At 54.9% G+C, this 13,709-nt stretch carries 11 protein-coding genes; 7 read left to right on the forward strand and 4 right to left on the reverse strand.

Annotated elements, in window-relative coordinates; all coding sequences use genetic code 11:
• Positions 1 to 239 precede the first annotated feature (239 nt).
• Both ABYP39_RS01490 and ABYP39_RS01495 read left to right on the forward strand, forming a co-directional pair.
• On the forward strand, positions 240 to 1,901 hold the full coding sequence (locus ABYP39_RS01490) for a hypothetical protein (RefSeq protein ID WP_372780850.1): 1,662 nt from the start codon (positions 240 to 242) through the stop codon (positions 1,899 to 1,901).
• 246 nt (positions 1,902 to 2,147) lie between these two features.
• A complete protein-coding gene (locus ABYP39_RS01495; RefSeq protein WP_372780851.1) occupies positions 2,148 to 2,909 on the forward strand; it encodes a Crp/Fnr family transcriptional regulator in 762 nt (253 codons plus the stop codon).
• Between the two features lie 18 nt (positions 2,910 to 2,927).
• Here the strand turns inward: ABYP39_RS01495 and ABYP39_RS01500 are convergent, their stop codons facing one another.
• Together ABYP39_RS01500 and ABYP39_RS01505 are read right to left on the reverse strand one after the other, a co-directional pair.
• On the reverse strand, positions 2,928 to 4,583 hold the full coding sequence (locus ABYP39_RS01500) for a ShlB/FhaC/HecB family hemolysin secretion/activation protein (protein WP_372780852.1): 1,656 nt from the start codon (positions 4,581 to 4,583) through the stop codon (positions 2,928 to 2,930).
• A 171-nt stretch (positions 4,584 to 4,754) separates the two neighbouring features.
• On the reverse strand, positions 4,755 to 6,032 hold the full coding sequence (locus ABYP39_RS01505) for an OmpA family protein (protein ID WP_372780853.1): 1,278 nt from the start codon (positions 6,030 to 6,032) through the stop codon (positions 4,755 to 4,757).
• A gap of 254 nt (positions 6,033 to 6,286) precedes the next feature.
• On the opposite strand from ABYP39_RS01505, the gene ABYP39_RS01510 reads away from it, so the two are divergent.
• From ABYP39_RS01510 to glp, 3 genes are read left to right on the forward strand one after another with little or no spacing between them, the layout of a single operon-like run.
• Positions 6,287 to 7,135, forward strand: a complete 849-nt coding sequence (locus tag ABYP39_RS01510; protein ID WP_372758644.1) for a sugar nucleotide-binding protein — start codon at positions 6,287 to 6,289, stop codon at positions 7,133 to 7,135.
• On the forward strand, positions 7,132 to 7,659 hold the full coding sequence (gene moaB / locus ABYP39_RS01515; protein ID WP_372749278.1) for a molybdenum cofactor biosynthesis protein B: 528 nt from the start codon (positions 7,132 to 7,134) through the stop codon (positions 7,657 to 7,659). The genes ABYP39_RS01510 and moaB overlap by 4 nt, the downstream gene beginning before the upstream one ends.
• Positions 7,659 to 8,858, forward strand: a complete 1,200-nt coding sequence (gene glp / locus ABYP39_RS01520) for a gephyrin-like molybdotransferase Glp (RefSeq protein WP_372749279.1) — start codon at positions 7,659 to 7,661, stop codon at positions 8,856 to 8,858. The genes moaB and glp overlap by 1 nt, the downstream gene beginning before the upstream one ends.
• A 90-nt stretch (positions 8,859 to 8,948) precedes the next feature.
• Here the strand turns inward: glp and fabB are convergent, their stop codons facing one another.
• Positions 8,949 to 10,169, reverse strand: coding sequence for a beta-ketoacyl-ACP synthase I (gene fabB, locus ABYP39_RS01525; protein WP_372749280.1), 1,221 nt, complete (start codon positions 10,167 to 10,169; stop codon positions 8,949 to 8,951).
• 17 nt (positions 10,170 to 10,186) lie between these two features.
• Positions 10,187 to 10,714 carry a bifunctional 3-hydroxydecanoyl-ACP dehydratase/trans-2-decenoyl-ACP isomerase gene (gene fabA, locus ABYP39_RS01530; RefSeq protein WP_372749281.1) on the reverse strand — a complete coding sequence of 176 codons (528 nt, stop codon included), beginning with the start codon at positions 10,712 to 10,714 and terminating at the stop codon, positions 10,187 to 10,189.
• A gap of 169 nt (positions 10,715 to 10,883) precedes the next feature.
• Between fabA and ABYP39_RS01535 the strand changes: the two genes are divergently transcribed.
• Positions 10,884 to 12,269 (forward strand): UDP-glucose/GDP-mannose dehydrogenase family protein, encoded by a 1,386-nt coding sequence (locus ABYP39_RS01535; RefSeq protein ID WP_372780854.1) that lies wholly within the window; start codon positions 10,884 to 10,886, stop codon positions 12,267 to 12,269.
• 16 nt (positions 12,270 to 12,285) lie between these two features.
• Positions 12,286 to 13,701, forward strand: a complete 1,416-nt coding sequence (locus ABYP39_RS01540) for a mannose-1-phosphate guanylyltransferase/mannose-6-phosphate isomerase (RefSeq protein WP_372780855.1) — start codon at positions 12,286 to 12,288, stop codon at positions 13,699 to 13,701.
• Positions 13,702 to 13,709: the final 8 nt, after the last annotated feature.

Here is a 13,709-nt window from a genome sequence, read left to right on the forward strand (position 1 = left end):
GGCTGATTTTAGCGGTGCTCACGAGTCGGTAACGGCTGTTGAGTCTTCTGGTCAGAACCTCTCGGCAGCATCGCAATCCAGCTCCGAAGCAGCGTCTTCCGTCAATGGTGGTGTGCAGTAAGCAAAGGCGTTTGCCCCGGGTCGCAATTGGGGCGAGCCGGGGCGTTTTCTGGCGCAGTTCAGCGCACTTGTTAAAAGAGAGTGCTCACGAGTAAAAAATTGTATTTCGAGGAGGATTTATGGCGATTGAGATGCCACCTGAACTGCCCCCTGCGCTGATGCCTCAGGCCATCGCGGCACAAGTATTCAAAGCAGGCTCGCCTTCCTTTTTTAATGGAGAGATCGGTGGGCAAAAGGTTGAGGTGACCCGCCTGCCGTATTTAAGCCCTCAGCAGGTCGGCAAATTGGCGGCAGCCGCAAGCTCACCGAGTCAGTTTATTGTCAACCTGAGTAAGGTCTATCGGCTCAATGGCAATTTACTGGTGCAGGTTCTTTATTACCAGAAGCGGGACGTGGTGTTTGTGCACGCTATTCAGACGAGTGTAGGGGGTATTAGTGGACACAAACTTGTTCGGACCTACTTTGAAAAGCTGATTGGAGACAAAGACTTAACGATCTCAGAGTTCGACCAGGCCTGGATTATGGCTGATCTCAGTGCGAAACGTCGTGGCGTGAACTACAGTATTACTTACACTTCAACGCCGGACTTCTCGGCAACGACTATAAACTTTGAGCGGGGTGAGATGGCTCGAGATGCTCATCAGTGGACTTTGGATCTCGGCAACCAGGGGAATCGCTTCGCGGGTCGGGAGTTTGCGGGCTTAGGTTGGCGCTATTGGTCAAAATGGGGCGCCGAATTTAACCTGAATTATATGCAAGCTCTGTCAGATAAGGCTTTTGAAGAGGTTGATACGAGTTATCAAGGGCTGGTGGTCGGACTAAATCGCCCCTTTAGTTCTGGGCTCTATGGCCTTGAAATTATCGGAACGCAGTATGAAAGCAGTCTTGTACAGGAGGTATTTAGTTCTCAGTTGCCGCCGGAACTTTGTGGTCTGCTGACGGATTCACCGTTGTGCCAGGCAGGCACAACGGAAGCTGAAGTTGCCGGGCTGGACGCGGACACAACCATCGGTAGTTTGACGGGTGAGCATGTATTGTCGAGTGGGCCGGGACGCCGTTGGGTGTTGAGCGAAAAGCTTACGATGGTCTCTGACAAGGTTGAAGATGTTGTTAGAAATGTGTTGATCGTGGATGAGCAATACAGCAAGGCGGCAATAGAACTGAAGTACCTTTATGGCGGTCGCGGACGTCATGGGCTTGGCGAGGGACATATTGCGCTTGGGTTTATCGGTGGATTTGGTGATGAGTCAGGAAGTTTTGCCGACGTTGAGCAGCAGGCTGCAGTTAGTCCCGGCAAGAGATCGCCCGATTTTCTTCAGGTTGCTCCTTCTATTCGGTTTAGCGTTGGGCTCGCGTCATGGTTTGTTATAGACCTGAAGGCCGACGGGTTGTTCGCCAATGGTCGCCAGGTGCCACAACAGGATCAGTTTGTGCTTGGAGGGATGGATCGTATGAGCGCCTACTTGCCGGGTGTTCTGATTGGTGACTCAGGTTATCACGCCAGTTTGTCCTTTGGTGGGCGCGCCGATGGAGACGCTGGGTTCGACGTTACCCCAGCGCTTTTCATTGAACATGGTAGTGCTCGCTTTGAAAATGCCGCAGGCGAGGCCGGAGATACCCGTTCGCTCACGGATGCGGGTCTGCGCGTTGCGATATCGTTTGGTCGTGCCGGTAGTCTAGAGCTGGTTGCTACCGGTGGCATAGGTGACAGTAATATTCCGCAGCAAACGGTAAAAGAGGCGGAAGTCGATTTTTATGCTCGGCTCAGGGTCCGTTTCTAGGAAAGAGAACTCTTGATGCGAAGTGCTTTTTTATAAGCGAATTAGAGGGTTTTTCATGCCGGCCAGTATAGGTCGCTTGTAGAGGGGTTAATCGTGTTTAGCGGCTGGGAGGGAGGCCGCGTTGCTCAATAAGAATATTTTAGTTCTGGAGGGGGCATTGTTAGGGATTACTCTGCAAATAGGTAGGTTCTAGTCAATGACGTTGTTGGACGACGGCCTTGGCGCAGTATTTTGAAGGGGGCGGACGTGATTTCGCCGATGAAGAGTGAGGCGCCACCGAAGATCATTGCGCGCCCAGCGGATGTTGCAATTGGCCGCGATATCGGTGGCTGTTCGAACTGCGCACATCTGCAAAGCTGCCTTTCAAAATCGCTTGCAGGCAGCAAAGCTTTATCTACGTTTGAAGGTGCAATAGAGGCTGACCGCGTGATCGATGCAGGCGAGCGTCTGATTGTGGAGGGGGATATATTTACTGCGCTATACGTCGTTAAATCGGGTTCCTTTAAGGCGATCGCTGGTGCAAATTCAGCAAATATCATGGGATTTTATTTCGCGACCAATCTTGTCGGCCTGGAGTCAATTGGCAAGGGAGCGCATTTGACTAGCTACATAGCGTTGGAGCGGTCGGTTGTTTGCCAGCTTAACTACCAGAAACTGCTGGAGCGTTTTCGCCGATTCCCTTCGGTAAGAATTGATTTTACTGAGACAATGAGCGCTCAATTCAACGAAAGTTTGCTATTGTTTTCGCTGATCAGGGCCGGTACGGTTTTGCAGCGGGTCGGTGCATTTTTGTTATATGTTGCTGCCCAGAATGACCGTCGAAAGTTGGTAGATCTGGAAATTGTTTTACCGATGGGCCGCACTGATATCAGCAACTTTCTTGGAATATCGCCAGAGTCATTAAGTCGTTCGCTAACCACTTTAAGTAAAAAAGGTTTACTTAAAGTGCTGAACCGTCGAGTTACTCTATTGGACCGCGCTGCTTTGGCTGAAATTGTCGCTTTGTGATTTCACCTGTCTTGTTTCCTAAAGGGTAATTTTCATTGTTACAAAAAAGTCAGCTTCTGCTTCTTCCAGTTGCTGCTTACTGATATTGCTATCATCCAGCGGTCTTGCGGCTACTGCATTGAGGGTTAGCCATTCGCGGTAGCTCAGCGTAAAGCGAAGACCTGCGTCCGCGAGGCTGCTGTCTATGCTGTAGTCTGTGCCACCGTTAGGGCTGGTGCCTGCGGCATTTTCAAATTGCGCTGAACCGTACTCTACAAAAAACTCGCTATCGAGTGTGAGCCCCCCCCATGTACTCCGATGGCTGAGCGCAGCATCTAAATGGTAGCCGCTATCACCCACCAACACGCCGGGTAGATACGCGCTGAGGCGCTCCATTCCCCCCAGCACCCATTGCTGCTGCTGTGGTAGTTGCTCATTGCTAATCTGGCCTTTTATTGAAAGCAGCGCCCGACTGTTTTTCGTCAGTGAATAACTGACATCTGCGGTAGGCTTTAACGCTACGAACCTGGCGCTTCGCTTGCCTGCTGTGACGCCTTGACTGTCATTGTCACTGCCGAGCGTACCTTGGTCGCTGCCCAGTCCGCCTTCCACAGCCAGGCCAACCTTCCACGTAAATAGCCGGTTATTCTGGAGGCTCGCGCTATAGTAGTTCGCGCCCAGGGTTGCTGTGGCGTAGCGCTCGTCCTGTAGTGTCTCGCTATGCTGGGTATTCACCACGGAGTCCGTGAATTCGATGCGCTGATTTAGCATAAAGCGATGGTCGATATCACTGCTCAAGACCTGGTTGCCGGTTAGCGCGATTTGCTGGATTTTAGCGTCTAGTGAGAGCGGTGATTCACTAGTGTTTGATGTTGGTATGCAAAGTAGGGGCAATACACAAAACGTGGTCTGAATTGTCTTGGCGGTAATGTTCCTTTCATACTCGGCATGGCTAGCCTCAATACCATACAAGCCGAAACTGTATGGGTGGTTAAGCTGGAGTTGTATGCGGTGATAGTCTTTGCCGTCGCGCGCCTCGCCCCAGTCTGTCAGGGCGGTTTCGTAGCCTGCGCCAAATTCAGTGCCGGAGGAGAAGTTATAACTCAGCCCTGCGTCAAAAAAATAGCGGCCAGCAAAGCGGCTGCCCTGATTGCCTAGCTGAGCCTTGAAAGTGGCCGGCTTGAAGTCTTCTATAGGTTTCTCGCTGAATACCAGGTCAAGAGCGTTTATTTGCGAATTCTGCTCGTAGCTGACGGTATAGTTTACCCCGGCTCTATCGGCACGGAGGCCGGCCAGAATAGCGGGCGTTTGAAATTCCTTTCTGATAAGTTCGCGGTCGCCAGTCAGCGATGAGAAATGCCGTTGCAGAAAATCGGGTCCTTGAATGTGGCCGACCCGATGTTGGATGGCGTGCACATTGATAACGCCGTTAACGGGTGACGTATAAAAGAAGCGCACCAGCAGAAGGCCTTTTTTATGGCTGCTGGAGTTAATCAGCAGAATGGCCTGAGACGGCGATTGTGATTTATCGAGTATTGCGTTGAGTTCTTCCTGAGTTAGGCCGTGCTCACCGCTTATTCGAAGCTCGTACTTTCCGATTTTGCGCTGAACGGTCGCATAGTTTTCGCTATAGCGAGCAACCTCTTGCTGAGCCGTTAGTTGAGGTGGCAATGCTGGTGGTAGATCTATGGCCATACGCGGTTTCCAGAATCCATGGGTAGCCCGAGTGAGTGTGCGCCGCCTGAGGTCGCTTCGCTGCTATTCAGGCGGAAGGCAATGATCCGACAGTTTCGTAAGAACAATGCAGGTCGTTTGCAAGTGTATCGCCGCAGCGATCGCGAAAGCCTCTTACTGGGTGCCGTGATTTCACTGTGTAGAATCCTCTTCGTCAACGGAGAGTGTTTCTATTGCGTCGCTATTGGGCTGGCGTTCAGCCGCACCGGTTTCTTCAAGAAAGTCGAGCACTTCTTCGTAGTCTTCCCGTGCCGCCTCTGCCTTGCGGCGTCGTTCTTCGGCTTTGACCTTTTCTGCGCGCTGCCTCTCCAGTCGGCGTTTTTCAGCGGCGGCAGCAGCGAGCGCAGCGTCGTGCTCAGCCTGCTCTCTGGCCGCATTGTCGGCATAGATGCGTTCGAAAACTACTCGGTCGACCACGGTCAATTCAACACGGCGGTTTTGGGCGCGACCGTCAAGGTCGTCTTCGCCGGATGGTAGGGTGTTGGGTGCGACCGGTTTGCTTTCGCCAAACCCACGGGCGACGAGGCGTTCTGGTGCAATGCCATGTTCAATGAAATAGTCGACTATGACACTGGCGCGGTCGAACGACAGCTTGCGATTATAAGATTCACTGCCCTTGCTGTCGGTGTGACCGTCGACGGCAATCAATGTCTGGGGATATTCGGCGATTATCTCACGCGCTCGCTGTAAATACGGGAGAGACTCTTCGATGAGTTCGGTTGAATTGAAAGCGAAATTCACGCCCCGCAGTATTAAGGGGTTGTCGATATCCAGATGGCAACCCGTTGGAAATACGGCGGCGCCTTCTGGCGTATTGAGGCACTGATCCGAGTCATTGCAAACGCCATCGCTATCGTTGTCGCCTTCAGGGCAGCTCGAGTCATCGTCGGTCGATCGCGTCACTTCGACGTCTGGCTCACCGGAGGCTTCGTCGCAGGTTAGGCCTTCGCAAGCTGCTTCGTCTGCCGGTTCGTCGGCAACGTTGGGGTCGTCGGCGGTGTCGTTGGCCGAGGCATCGACCGTTCTTTCTTCTAACCCCGGCAGAGTGATGGCGCCGCTAAGGTCGACCGAGGGCGATGTGAGATCAATGCTGCCTCCCACTTCTATGCCGGGCAGGATTATCGGTGCGTCTGGGCCAGAGCCTTCACGCAATGCTTCAAATAGCGGACTGTCGGGGGTGAGCCCCAGTGTTTCTGTGAGCTGCAAAATGGTTGAAAAATCGAGAGGCCCGTCATTGGTGCTGTTTTCCAGTGGCGAGAGGACATCGACGTCAATACTGGCACCATTGCTGTCAATGACAGCACCGATGCCAGTTTGACCCAGTGTGTCAGAGACCGGGTCACTTGCTGCTATGTGCGTTTGTAAGCATAGCAGCAAGAATATTCCACTCAGCCGAAACCGAATTTTCATCTCGTCAATCCAGAGTCGGTGCCAGCCAGAACACTGTTTGGTCGTGCATTCAGCATCGAGACATCCGTCTAATTACGTATAGATAAGTCATTCCTTTGATCATAGTGCATAACGTCGCCCCAAAACAGTCCGGCCACGTTGACTGCGTGATTCTAGCCCGCAATGGTGCGGTATCTGAGCAATGCGGGTATCGCAGTTTGGGGCGCTCCCGCCTACAATACTGAATCTGAAAGGGGTAACGAGTTGATTTTACGTTGAATGTTTTCTTGATTGCCGCACCGTCTGCGCTGCAGCAGGCCTTGTGTCACTGGTTTGAAATGCGTGGTCGCGCCTTTCAACAGGTGTTGCCTGCAGCTGTTCCGGAGCTGGGGCAGGGCGATCTGGCGGGCAGCATTGTCGTAGAGATAGCGACTTTAGACGCGTTTCAGCGCGGGCAGGAGCTGGCGTTATCAGGCGATGATCGTCATGGTTTGCTTGATCAAGCCCGTCTGGCCGGCGCTCCGGTGCTGTTTCTCAGTGATGGCCGCGTATTTGACGGCGATTACGCACCTATTAATCACCGCGAAGCCGACAAGGTTCAGCCCGGCAGCATTCCGGGCGCGAGGTTGGCGGCGGTTGAACACCTGCTGGAGCGTCAACTCGAGCAATATCTGGTGCTGCGAACGGGGCCATTGTTCAGTGAGGTGGGTGATAATTTCTTTACCGGGCTGTTTGCCGATCTGGTGCGCGGTGGCGAAATTGCACTGAACTCGGGGCTGAAGACCTGCCCTACCCATGTGGCGGATTTGGCGCGAGTGGTGTCTGCGGTGGTTGATCAGATCAGTTGTGGCGCGCAGAACTGGGGGAGTTATCACTACAACAGCTCCGGGCAAACGAGCGCTTACGAGTTCACTGAGGTAATGCTGGCTTTTGCATCTCAGCAGTTGGATCTGGAAAAACGTAAAACCAGTCTGCGCAGTGCAGAAGCCGGGCAGCGCATTGAACCGGCGGTGCCGGTGCTGCGCTGTGAAAAAATTCTCCATGATTTTGGCATCAAGCAGTTGCCCTGGCGCAGCTATCTGCCGCAACCCATTAAAGTACTATGTGAGGCCAAGCAAAAATGAGTGCGATGAGCGATGCAGTCGCCCTGCAAATTGCGGTATTGACGGTGTCTGATACACGCGATCGCAGCAACGATACTTCCGGTGACTATTTGCAGGAAGCTGCCGAAGCTGCTGGTCACCAGATTGGCGACCGACAAATTGTAAAAGACGATATCTATCAGATGCGCGCTGTAGTCTCGCGCTGGATCGCGGATGCTTCGATCGACGCGGTGCTTGTTACTGGCGGAACCGGCTTTTCCGGCCGGGATTCCACACCGGAAGCGCTGTCGGTATTGTTCGACAAACATATAGAAGGGTTTGGCGAGCTGTTCAGGCAGCTTTCCTTTGCCGAGATCGGGTCGTCCACCATCCAGTCCAGAGCGCTGGCGGGATTTGCCAACAATACGGTTATTTTCTGCATGCCCGGATCGACGGGAGCCTGTCGCACGGCCTGGGACGGTATTATCCGGGAGCAACTCACCAGCACCCACAAGCCCTGCAATTATGTCGGCGTACTAAAAACCCGCAAGGCGGATAACCGCTGATGGCCTTGATGCCCGTCGACGAGGCGTTGGCGCAGTTGCTGGCCGACGTGACCGCGCTGCCGGCTGAAACCTGCCCGCTTGAGCAACTGGCTGGGCGGGTGCTCCGGCAGGTGGTAACGGCACAGGTTAATGTGCCGCCGTTAGACAATTCGGCGATGGATGGCTATGCCCTGCGCGTTGCGGATGCTGCGTTGCCGCAAATTCCGGTAAGCCAGCGTATTGCGGCGGGTGAGGTGGGTGGACCGCTGCAGACCGCCACCGCTGCGCGTATTTTTACTGGCGCGCCGATCCCGCCAGGTGCCGATTGTGTGGTGATGCAAGAAGATTGTGAGGTGCTGGACGGCGCCATACGAGTGTTACAGGTGCCTCGCGCCGGTCAGCATATTCGGCCTGCGGGGCAAGACATCTGTGCTGGTGAAGAAAAGTATGTCGGTGGCGAGCGGCTGCGTGCGGCCGACGTCGGACTATTGGCGGCGCTAGGTCTGGCCGAGGCGTTGGTGTCGACGCGTCCGCGCGTGGCGTTATTGTCAACGGGCGATGAGTTGGTTGAGCCGGGAGAGCCGCTAGCGACAGGTCAGATTTATAATTCTAACCGGGCGCTGCTTACGGCCATGCTGCGAGGCCTGGGTTGTGAAGTGCGTGACTGTGGCATCGTGGAAGATACCGCAGAAGCCACTGCTCGGGCTTTGCGGCAGGCGGCAGAGCACAGCGATCTGATCATCTCCACGGGAGGGGTCTCTGCCGGTGAAGAGGATCACGTAAAGGCGCAGGTGGAAAAGCTGGGCCAACTCAAGCTCTGGAAGCTGGCGATCAAACCCGGCAAGCCTCTGGCTTATGGCCGCATCGGCAAGGCGGCGTTTTTCGGATTGCCTGGCAACCCGTCTTCGGGGTTTGTCACTTTTCTGGTGCTGGTCAAACCCTACCTGCTGGCGATGCAGGGTGCGACGAAAGTGCTTCCCGAACACTGGCCCGTGATAGCGGATTTTGATTGGCCGAAAGCGGGTGGCCGGCAGGAGTATCTTCGCGCCCGCGTTGAGGTCTCGGAAGGCAGGCTGAAAGCAGTGCTATACAACAACCAAAGCTCAGGTGTGCTGGCCTCAGCGGCGTGGGCGAACGCCTTGGTAGTAATACCTGCGGGCAGAGTTATTCAGAAAGGCGAGAGTGTTGACGTGCTGCTGCTCAATGAGTTGCTTGCCTAACGCTGTATTTGGCCGCGCTATCCACTCAAAGTAAAAACGCAAAAAAAAGGGCCTACGTTAAAGCGCCAGGCCCCGTTCGATGCTGCCGAATTAGTCAGCGTAACGTTTGAACACCAGGGTGGCGTTGGTGCCGCCAAAGCCGAAGCTGTTAGACATGATGGTGTTCAATGTAATGCCATCTTTGCGTTCGCGCACAATGGGCATGCCTTCGGCTTCCGGGTCGAGCGTTTCGATGTTAGCCGAGGCTGCCACGAAATTGTGCTCCATCATCAGCAGTGAGTAGATCGCTTCGTGCACGCCGGTGGCGCCGAGGGTGTGGCCGGCGAGAGATTTGGTAGAGCCAACTAGTGGCATATTCACGCCGGTGAATGCCTCGCGCATGGCCTTGAGTTCCTGAATGTCACCGGCCGGTGTCGACGTGCCGTGACTGTTCACGTAATCGATCGGCGTGTCCACGGTTTGCAGGGCCTGCTTCATGCAGCGCACCGCGCCTTCGCCTGACGGTGCAACCATGTCGTAGCCGTCTGACGTGGCGCCGTAGCCCACCAGTTCGCCGTAAATTTTTGCGCCGCGTGCCTTGGCGTGCTCCAGTTCCTCGAGCACCACCATGCCTGCGCCACCGGCAATAACAAAACCATCGCGGTTGGCATCGTAGGGGCGTGAGGCCTGCTCCGGTGTGTCATTGTATTTGGTAGAGAGCGCGCCCATCGCGTCAAACAGGCAGCTGAGACTCCAGTGCTCTTCTTCGCCGCCGCCGGCAAAGATCACATCCTGTTTGCCGAGCTGAATCAACTCCATGCCGTTGCCGATGCAGTGGGCGCTGGTGGCGCAGGCCGATGAAATCGAGTAGTTAACACCGCGGATCTTGAAGGGTGTGGCCAGGCAGGCAGAAACGGTGCTGCCCATGGTCTGGGTAACGCGGTAGGGGCCGAGTCGCTTCACGCCTTTTTCGCGCAGAATATCTGCAGACTCGATCAGGTTGGCAGAGGAAGCGCCGCCCGAGCCCGCGATAATGCCGGTGCGATCGTTCGATACATCACTGTCTTCCAGGCCGGCGTCGCGAATGGCTTCCTGCATGGCGATGTAGGTGAATGCTGCTGCATCGCCCATAAAGCGTTTCTGTTTGCGGTCGATAAACTCGCCGGTGTCAATGGAAATGCTGCCGGATACATGGCTGCGAAAACCCATTTCCTTGTAGGTTTCGTTGGTGCTGATACCTGATTTGCCTTGCTGCAGGGAGGTCAGTGCCTCACCCAGATTGTTGCCCAGGGGAGAAACCACGCCCATCCCTGTAATCACTACACGTCTCATGTTGTCCTCTGTATTCGCTAGCCGAAATCTTTGCCGTCGGTCTGGAACAGGCCCACGCGCAGATCCTTGGCGGTGTAGATGACTTCGCCGTCGACCGACACCTGTCCGTCGGCAATGCCCATAACCAGTTTGCGTTCAATAACGCGTTTTAAATCCAGCTGGTAACGCACCAGCTTCGCATCGGGCAAAATTTGCCCGGTGAATTTGATCTCGCCAGAGCCCAGTGCGCGCCCTTTGCCCTTGTTGCCCTTCCAGCCAAGAAAGAATCCGACCAATTGCCACATGGCATCGAGGCCTAGGCAACCCGGCATGACAGGGTCACCCACAAAATGACAGTCGAAAAACCATAGGTCGGGATGGATATCGAGTTCGGCAACGATCTGGCCTTTGCCGTATTCGCCACCTTCATGACTGATGTGGGAAATGCGATCAACCATCAACATATTGTCGGTGGGAAGTTTGGGATTACCGGGGCCGAACAGATCGCCGCGACCGCAGGCAATAAGTTCTTCTTTGCTGAAAGAATTCTGGTGAATTAATGACATTGGTGGGAGTAACGTCCTGAAAGTTTGGCGCATGGTAGCACAGGGTAACGGGGTGGTCAGCGTGTTCGCTGTCAACACTGGGGCGGTCAAATTACTGTCAAATCAGTGTCATATGGTGGTCATTGCCAGGGTGTAAACAGTTCGCAATCAGACTGTCTGGAGACAACGCATGAAGATTGCGGTGATTGGTAGTGGCTATGTGGGATTGGTGACGGGTGCCTGTCTGACAGAGATGGGTAACAAGGTGGTCTGTGTAGACCTGGATGCCGACAAAGTGGCGCAATTGCAGGCAGGTCAGGTGCCCATTTACGAGCCGGGACTGGATGCAGTGATGGCGTCAGCGCGGCAGGCCGGTCTGTTGCATTTCAGCACCTGTCTTGCCGAGAGTATCTATGGGGCGGACTACATCATTCTCGCGGTAGGCACGCCGATGGCCGCAAACGGACAGTGTGACCTCTCCGCGGTGTTCGCTGTGGCGGAATCGCTGGGTCGCAGTCTGAGCGACTACGCGGTAATAATCACCAAATCTACCGTGCCGGTGGGTACCGGCGACCAGATCGAAGCGATTGTGGCCACTCAACTGCAATCGCGAGGTGAGCGGTTCACCGTTGATGTGGTGAGTAACCCGGAGTTCCTCAAGGAAGGCACGGCGGTGCGCGATTTCATGACGCCGGACCGGATCATCATTGGCGCGGAAAGTGTGCGGGCCCAGGAAATGATGGACATGCTCTACGCGCCCTACCTGCGTCGCAGTGATCGGATTATGCACATGGGGCGGCGTGAGGCCGAAATGACGAAGTATGCGGCCAATGCCATGCTGGCAACGCGTATTTCCTTTATGAATGAAATTGCCGGTTTGTGTGAGCGCTGTGAGGTTGACGTTGAGCAGGTGCGCTTGGGCATGGGGGCGGATCAGCGCATTGGCAGCGCCTTTTTGTATCCGGGGGCGGGTTATGGTGGCTCCTGTTTTCCCAAAGATGTGCGGGCATTGATCGCCACCGGCAGCACTCGGCAGTTGGATATGCAGATTCTCAAGGCAGTGGATGAGCGCAATTCTCAGCAGCAGCGCCGTTTGTATGAGCGGCTATGTGAAGCTTTTAATGGGGATTTGGCAGGGCGCCGGATCGCATTGTGGGGATTGGCCTTCAAGCCTGGTACCGATGACATCCGTGAAGCGCCGTCACTGGTGTTGATTGATGCGCTGCTAGAGGCTGGCGCTCAGGTAAGCGCCTTTGACCCGGTAGCTGGTAACAATATTGCTAGGTATTTTCAGGGGCATCCGCAGGCAAGTGCTTTGTGCCTTGTGGCGGATCAATATGAAGCGCCAGTGGGTGCCGATGCCCTGGTATTGGTCACAGAATGGAAGCGATTCCGTCAGCCGGACTTTCGGGCGCTAAAGTTGGCCATGAAGGGCAGCCTGATAGTGGATGGTCGCAACCAGTATGATCCGGCCTATCTGGCGCGGGCAGGCTTTGACTATTGGGGGATAGGTCGGGACAATAGACGGCTGCGCGCACCTTTGTCATCGGATCAACGAGAGCGCCGCATCATCTAATAATCAGGACATGTAAATGCTCATACCCGTATTGTTGTCGGGCGGCGTTGGTAGCCGTCTGTGGCCTCTCTCCCGGGAAAGTTACCCCAAACAGTTTCAGGATCTTACCAGTCAGCTCACCATGCTCCAGGAAACCGCCGCCCGGCTCGACGGTATGGCCGATTCGGGGGCGCCGTTGGTGGTCTGTAATGAAGAACACCGGTTTCTGGTGGCTGAACAGTTTCGCGCGCAGCAGCGTGAGGCTGGGGCGATTTTGCTGGAGCCTGAAGGCAAAAATACTGCACCTGCCGTAGCGCTGGCCGCTCTTCAGGCGGCCCGCACCGATGAAAATGCGGTGTTGTTGGTGCTGCCAGCGGATCATGTGATTCAGAACGTCGATGCTTTTCAAAAGGCGGTGGCTAACGGCCTGTCTTATGCCCGTGATGGTCAGTTGGTGACTTTTGGTATTGTGCCGGTGGCACCGGAAACCGGTTATGGCTATCTCAAGCGCGGCGATGAGTTGGGGCCGGAGGCGTTCGCGCTGGCGCAATTTGTCGAAAAGCCAGATCTGGCCACTGCTGAAGCCTATCTGGAGTGCGGTGAGTTCCTCTGGAACAGTGGTATGTTCATGTTCACGGCGGGCGCCTATCTGGCCGAACTCAAGCGTCATCAACCGGCGATGTACGCCGCTTGTGAAAAGGCCATGGCGGCGACCGCAGCCGATATTGATTTCCTGCGCGTTGATGCCGAGGCCTTTGCGACTTGCCCGGCTGACTCCATAGACTATGCTGTTATGGAGCACACTGATCGCGCCGTGATGATTTCGCTCGACTGTGGGTGGAGCGATGTTGGTTCCTGGTCGGCACTGTGGGAAGTGTCGCCGCGTGATGCGCAGAATAATTACCTGCACGGCGATGTGCTCGTTGAAGACGTTAATAACAGTTACCTGCGCAGCCAGAATAGGCTGGTTGCTGCGGTGGGGGTAGACAACTTGGTGGTGGTGGAAACCCCGGATGCGGTCATGGTGGCCGACAAAAGCCGGGTGCAGGACGTTAAGGCTATCGTGTCCAAATTGAAGAAGGCCGGCCGCGACGAAGCTGTGCACCAGCATCGGGTATACCGCCCTTGGGGCAGTTACGAATCCCTTGTGGTTGGCGATCTGTTTCAGGTAAAACGGATCATCGTAAAGCCTGGCGAGCGCTTATCTTTGCAGATGCATCACCACCGTGCAGAACACTGGATTGTGGTGAAGGGCACCGCCGAAGTTGTTCGCGGCGAAGAGACTATGATTCTTTCAGAAGACCAGTCGACCTATATTCCGCTGGGCACCAAGCACCGGCTCAGCAACCCGGGTGTTATCCCGCTGGAATTGATAGAGGTGCAGACTGGCAGTTATCTGGGTGAAGACGATATTGTGCGCTTTGAAGATATCTACGGGCGCAATAAAGCATAAGGAGAAGT

This window comes from Litorivivens sp. (assembly GCF_041625495.1).
Classification (GTDB): domain Bacteria; phylum Pseudomonadota; class Gammaproteobacteria; order Pseudomonadales; family Spongiibacteraceae; genus Litorivivens.

Bases quoted from the DNA above. Each gene is read 5' to 3' on its own strand.
- ABYP39_RS01505 (WP_372780853.1), bottom strand. From the start codon at position 6,032: ATGAAAATTCGGTTTCGGCTGAGTGGAATATTCTTGCTGCTATGCTTA.
- ABYP39_RS01490 (WP_372780850.1), top strand. From the start codon at position 240: ATGGCGATTGAGATGCCACCTGAACTGCCCCCTGCGCTGATGCCTCAG.
- ABYP39_RS01540 (WP_372780855.1), top strand. From the start codon at position 12,286: ATGCTCATACCCGTATTGTTGTCGGGCGGCGTTGGTAGCCGTCTGTGG.
- fabB (WP_372749280.1), bottom strand. From the start codon at position 10,169: ATGAGACGTGTAGTGATTACAGGGATGGGCGTGGTTTCTCCCCTGGGC.
- fabA (WP_372749281.1), bottom strand. From the start codon at position 10,714: ATGTCATTAATTCACCAGAATTCTTTCAGCAAAGAAGAACTTATTGCC.
- glp (WP_372749279.1), top strand. From the start codon at position 7,659: ATGGCCTTGATGCCCGTCGACGAGGCGTTGGCGCAGTTGCTGGCCGAC.
- moaB (WP_372749278.1), top strand. From the start codon at position 7,132: ATGAGTGCGATGAGCGATGCAGTCGCCCTGCAAATTGCGGTATTGACG.
- ABYP39_RS01535 (WP_372780854.1), top strand. From the start codon at position 10,884: ATGAAGATTGCGGTGATTGGTAGTGGCTATGTGGGATTGGTGACGGGT.
- ABYP39_RS01500 (WP_372780852.1), bottom strand. From the start codon at position 4,583: ATGGCCATAGATCTACCACCAGCATTGCCACCTCAACTAACGGCTCAG.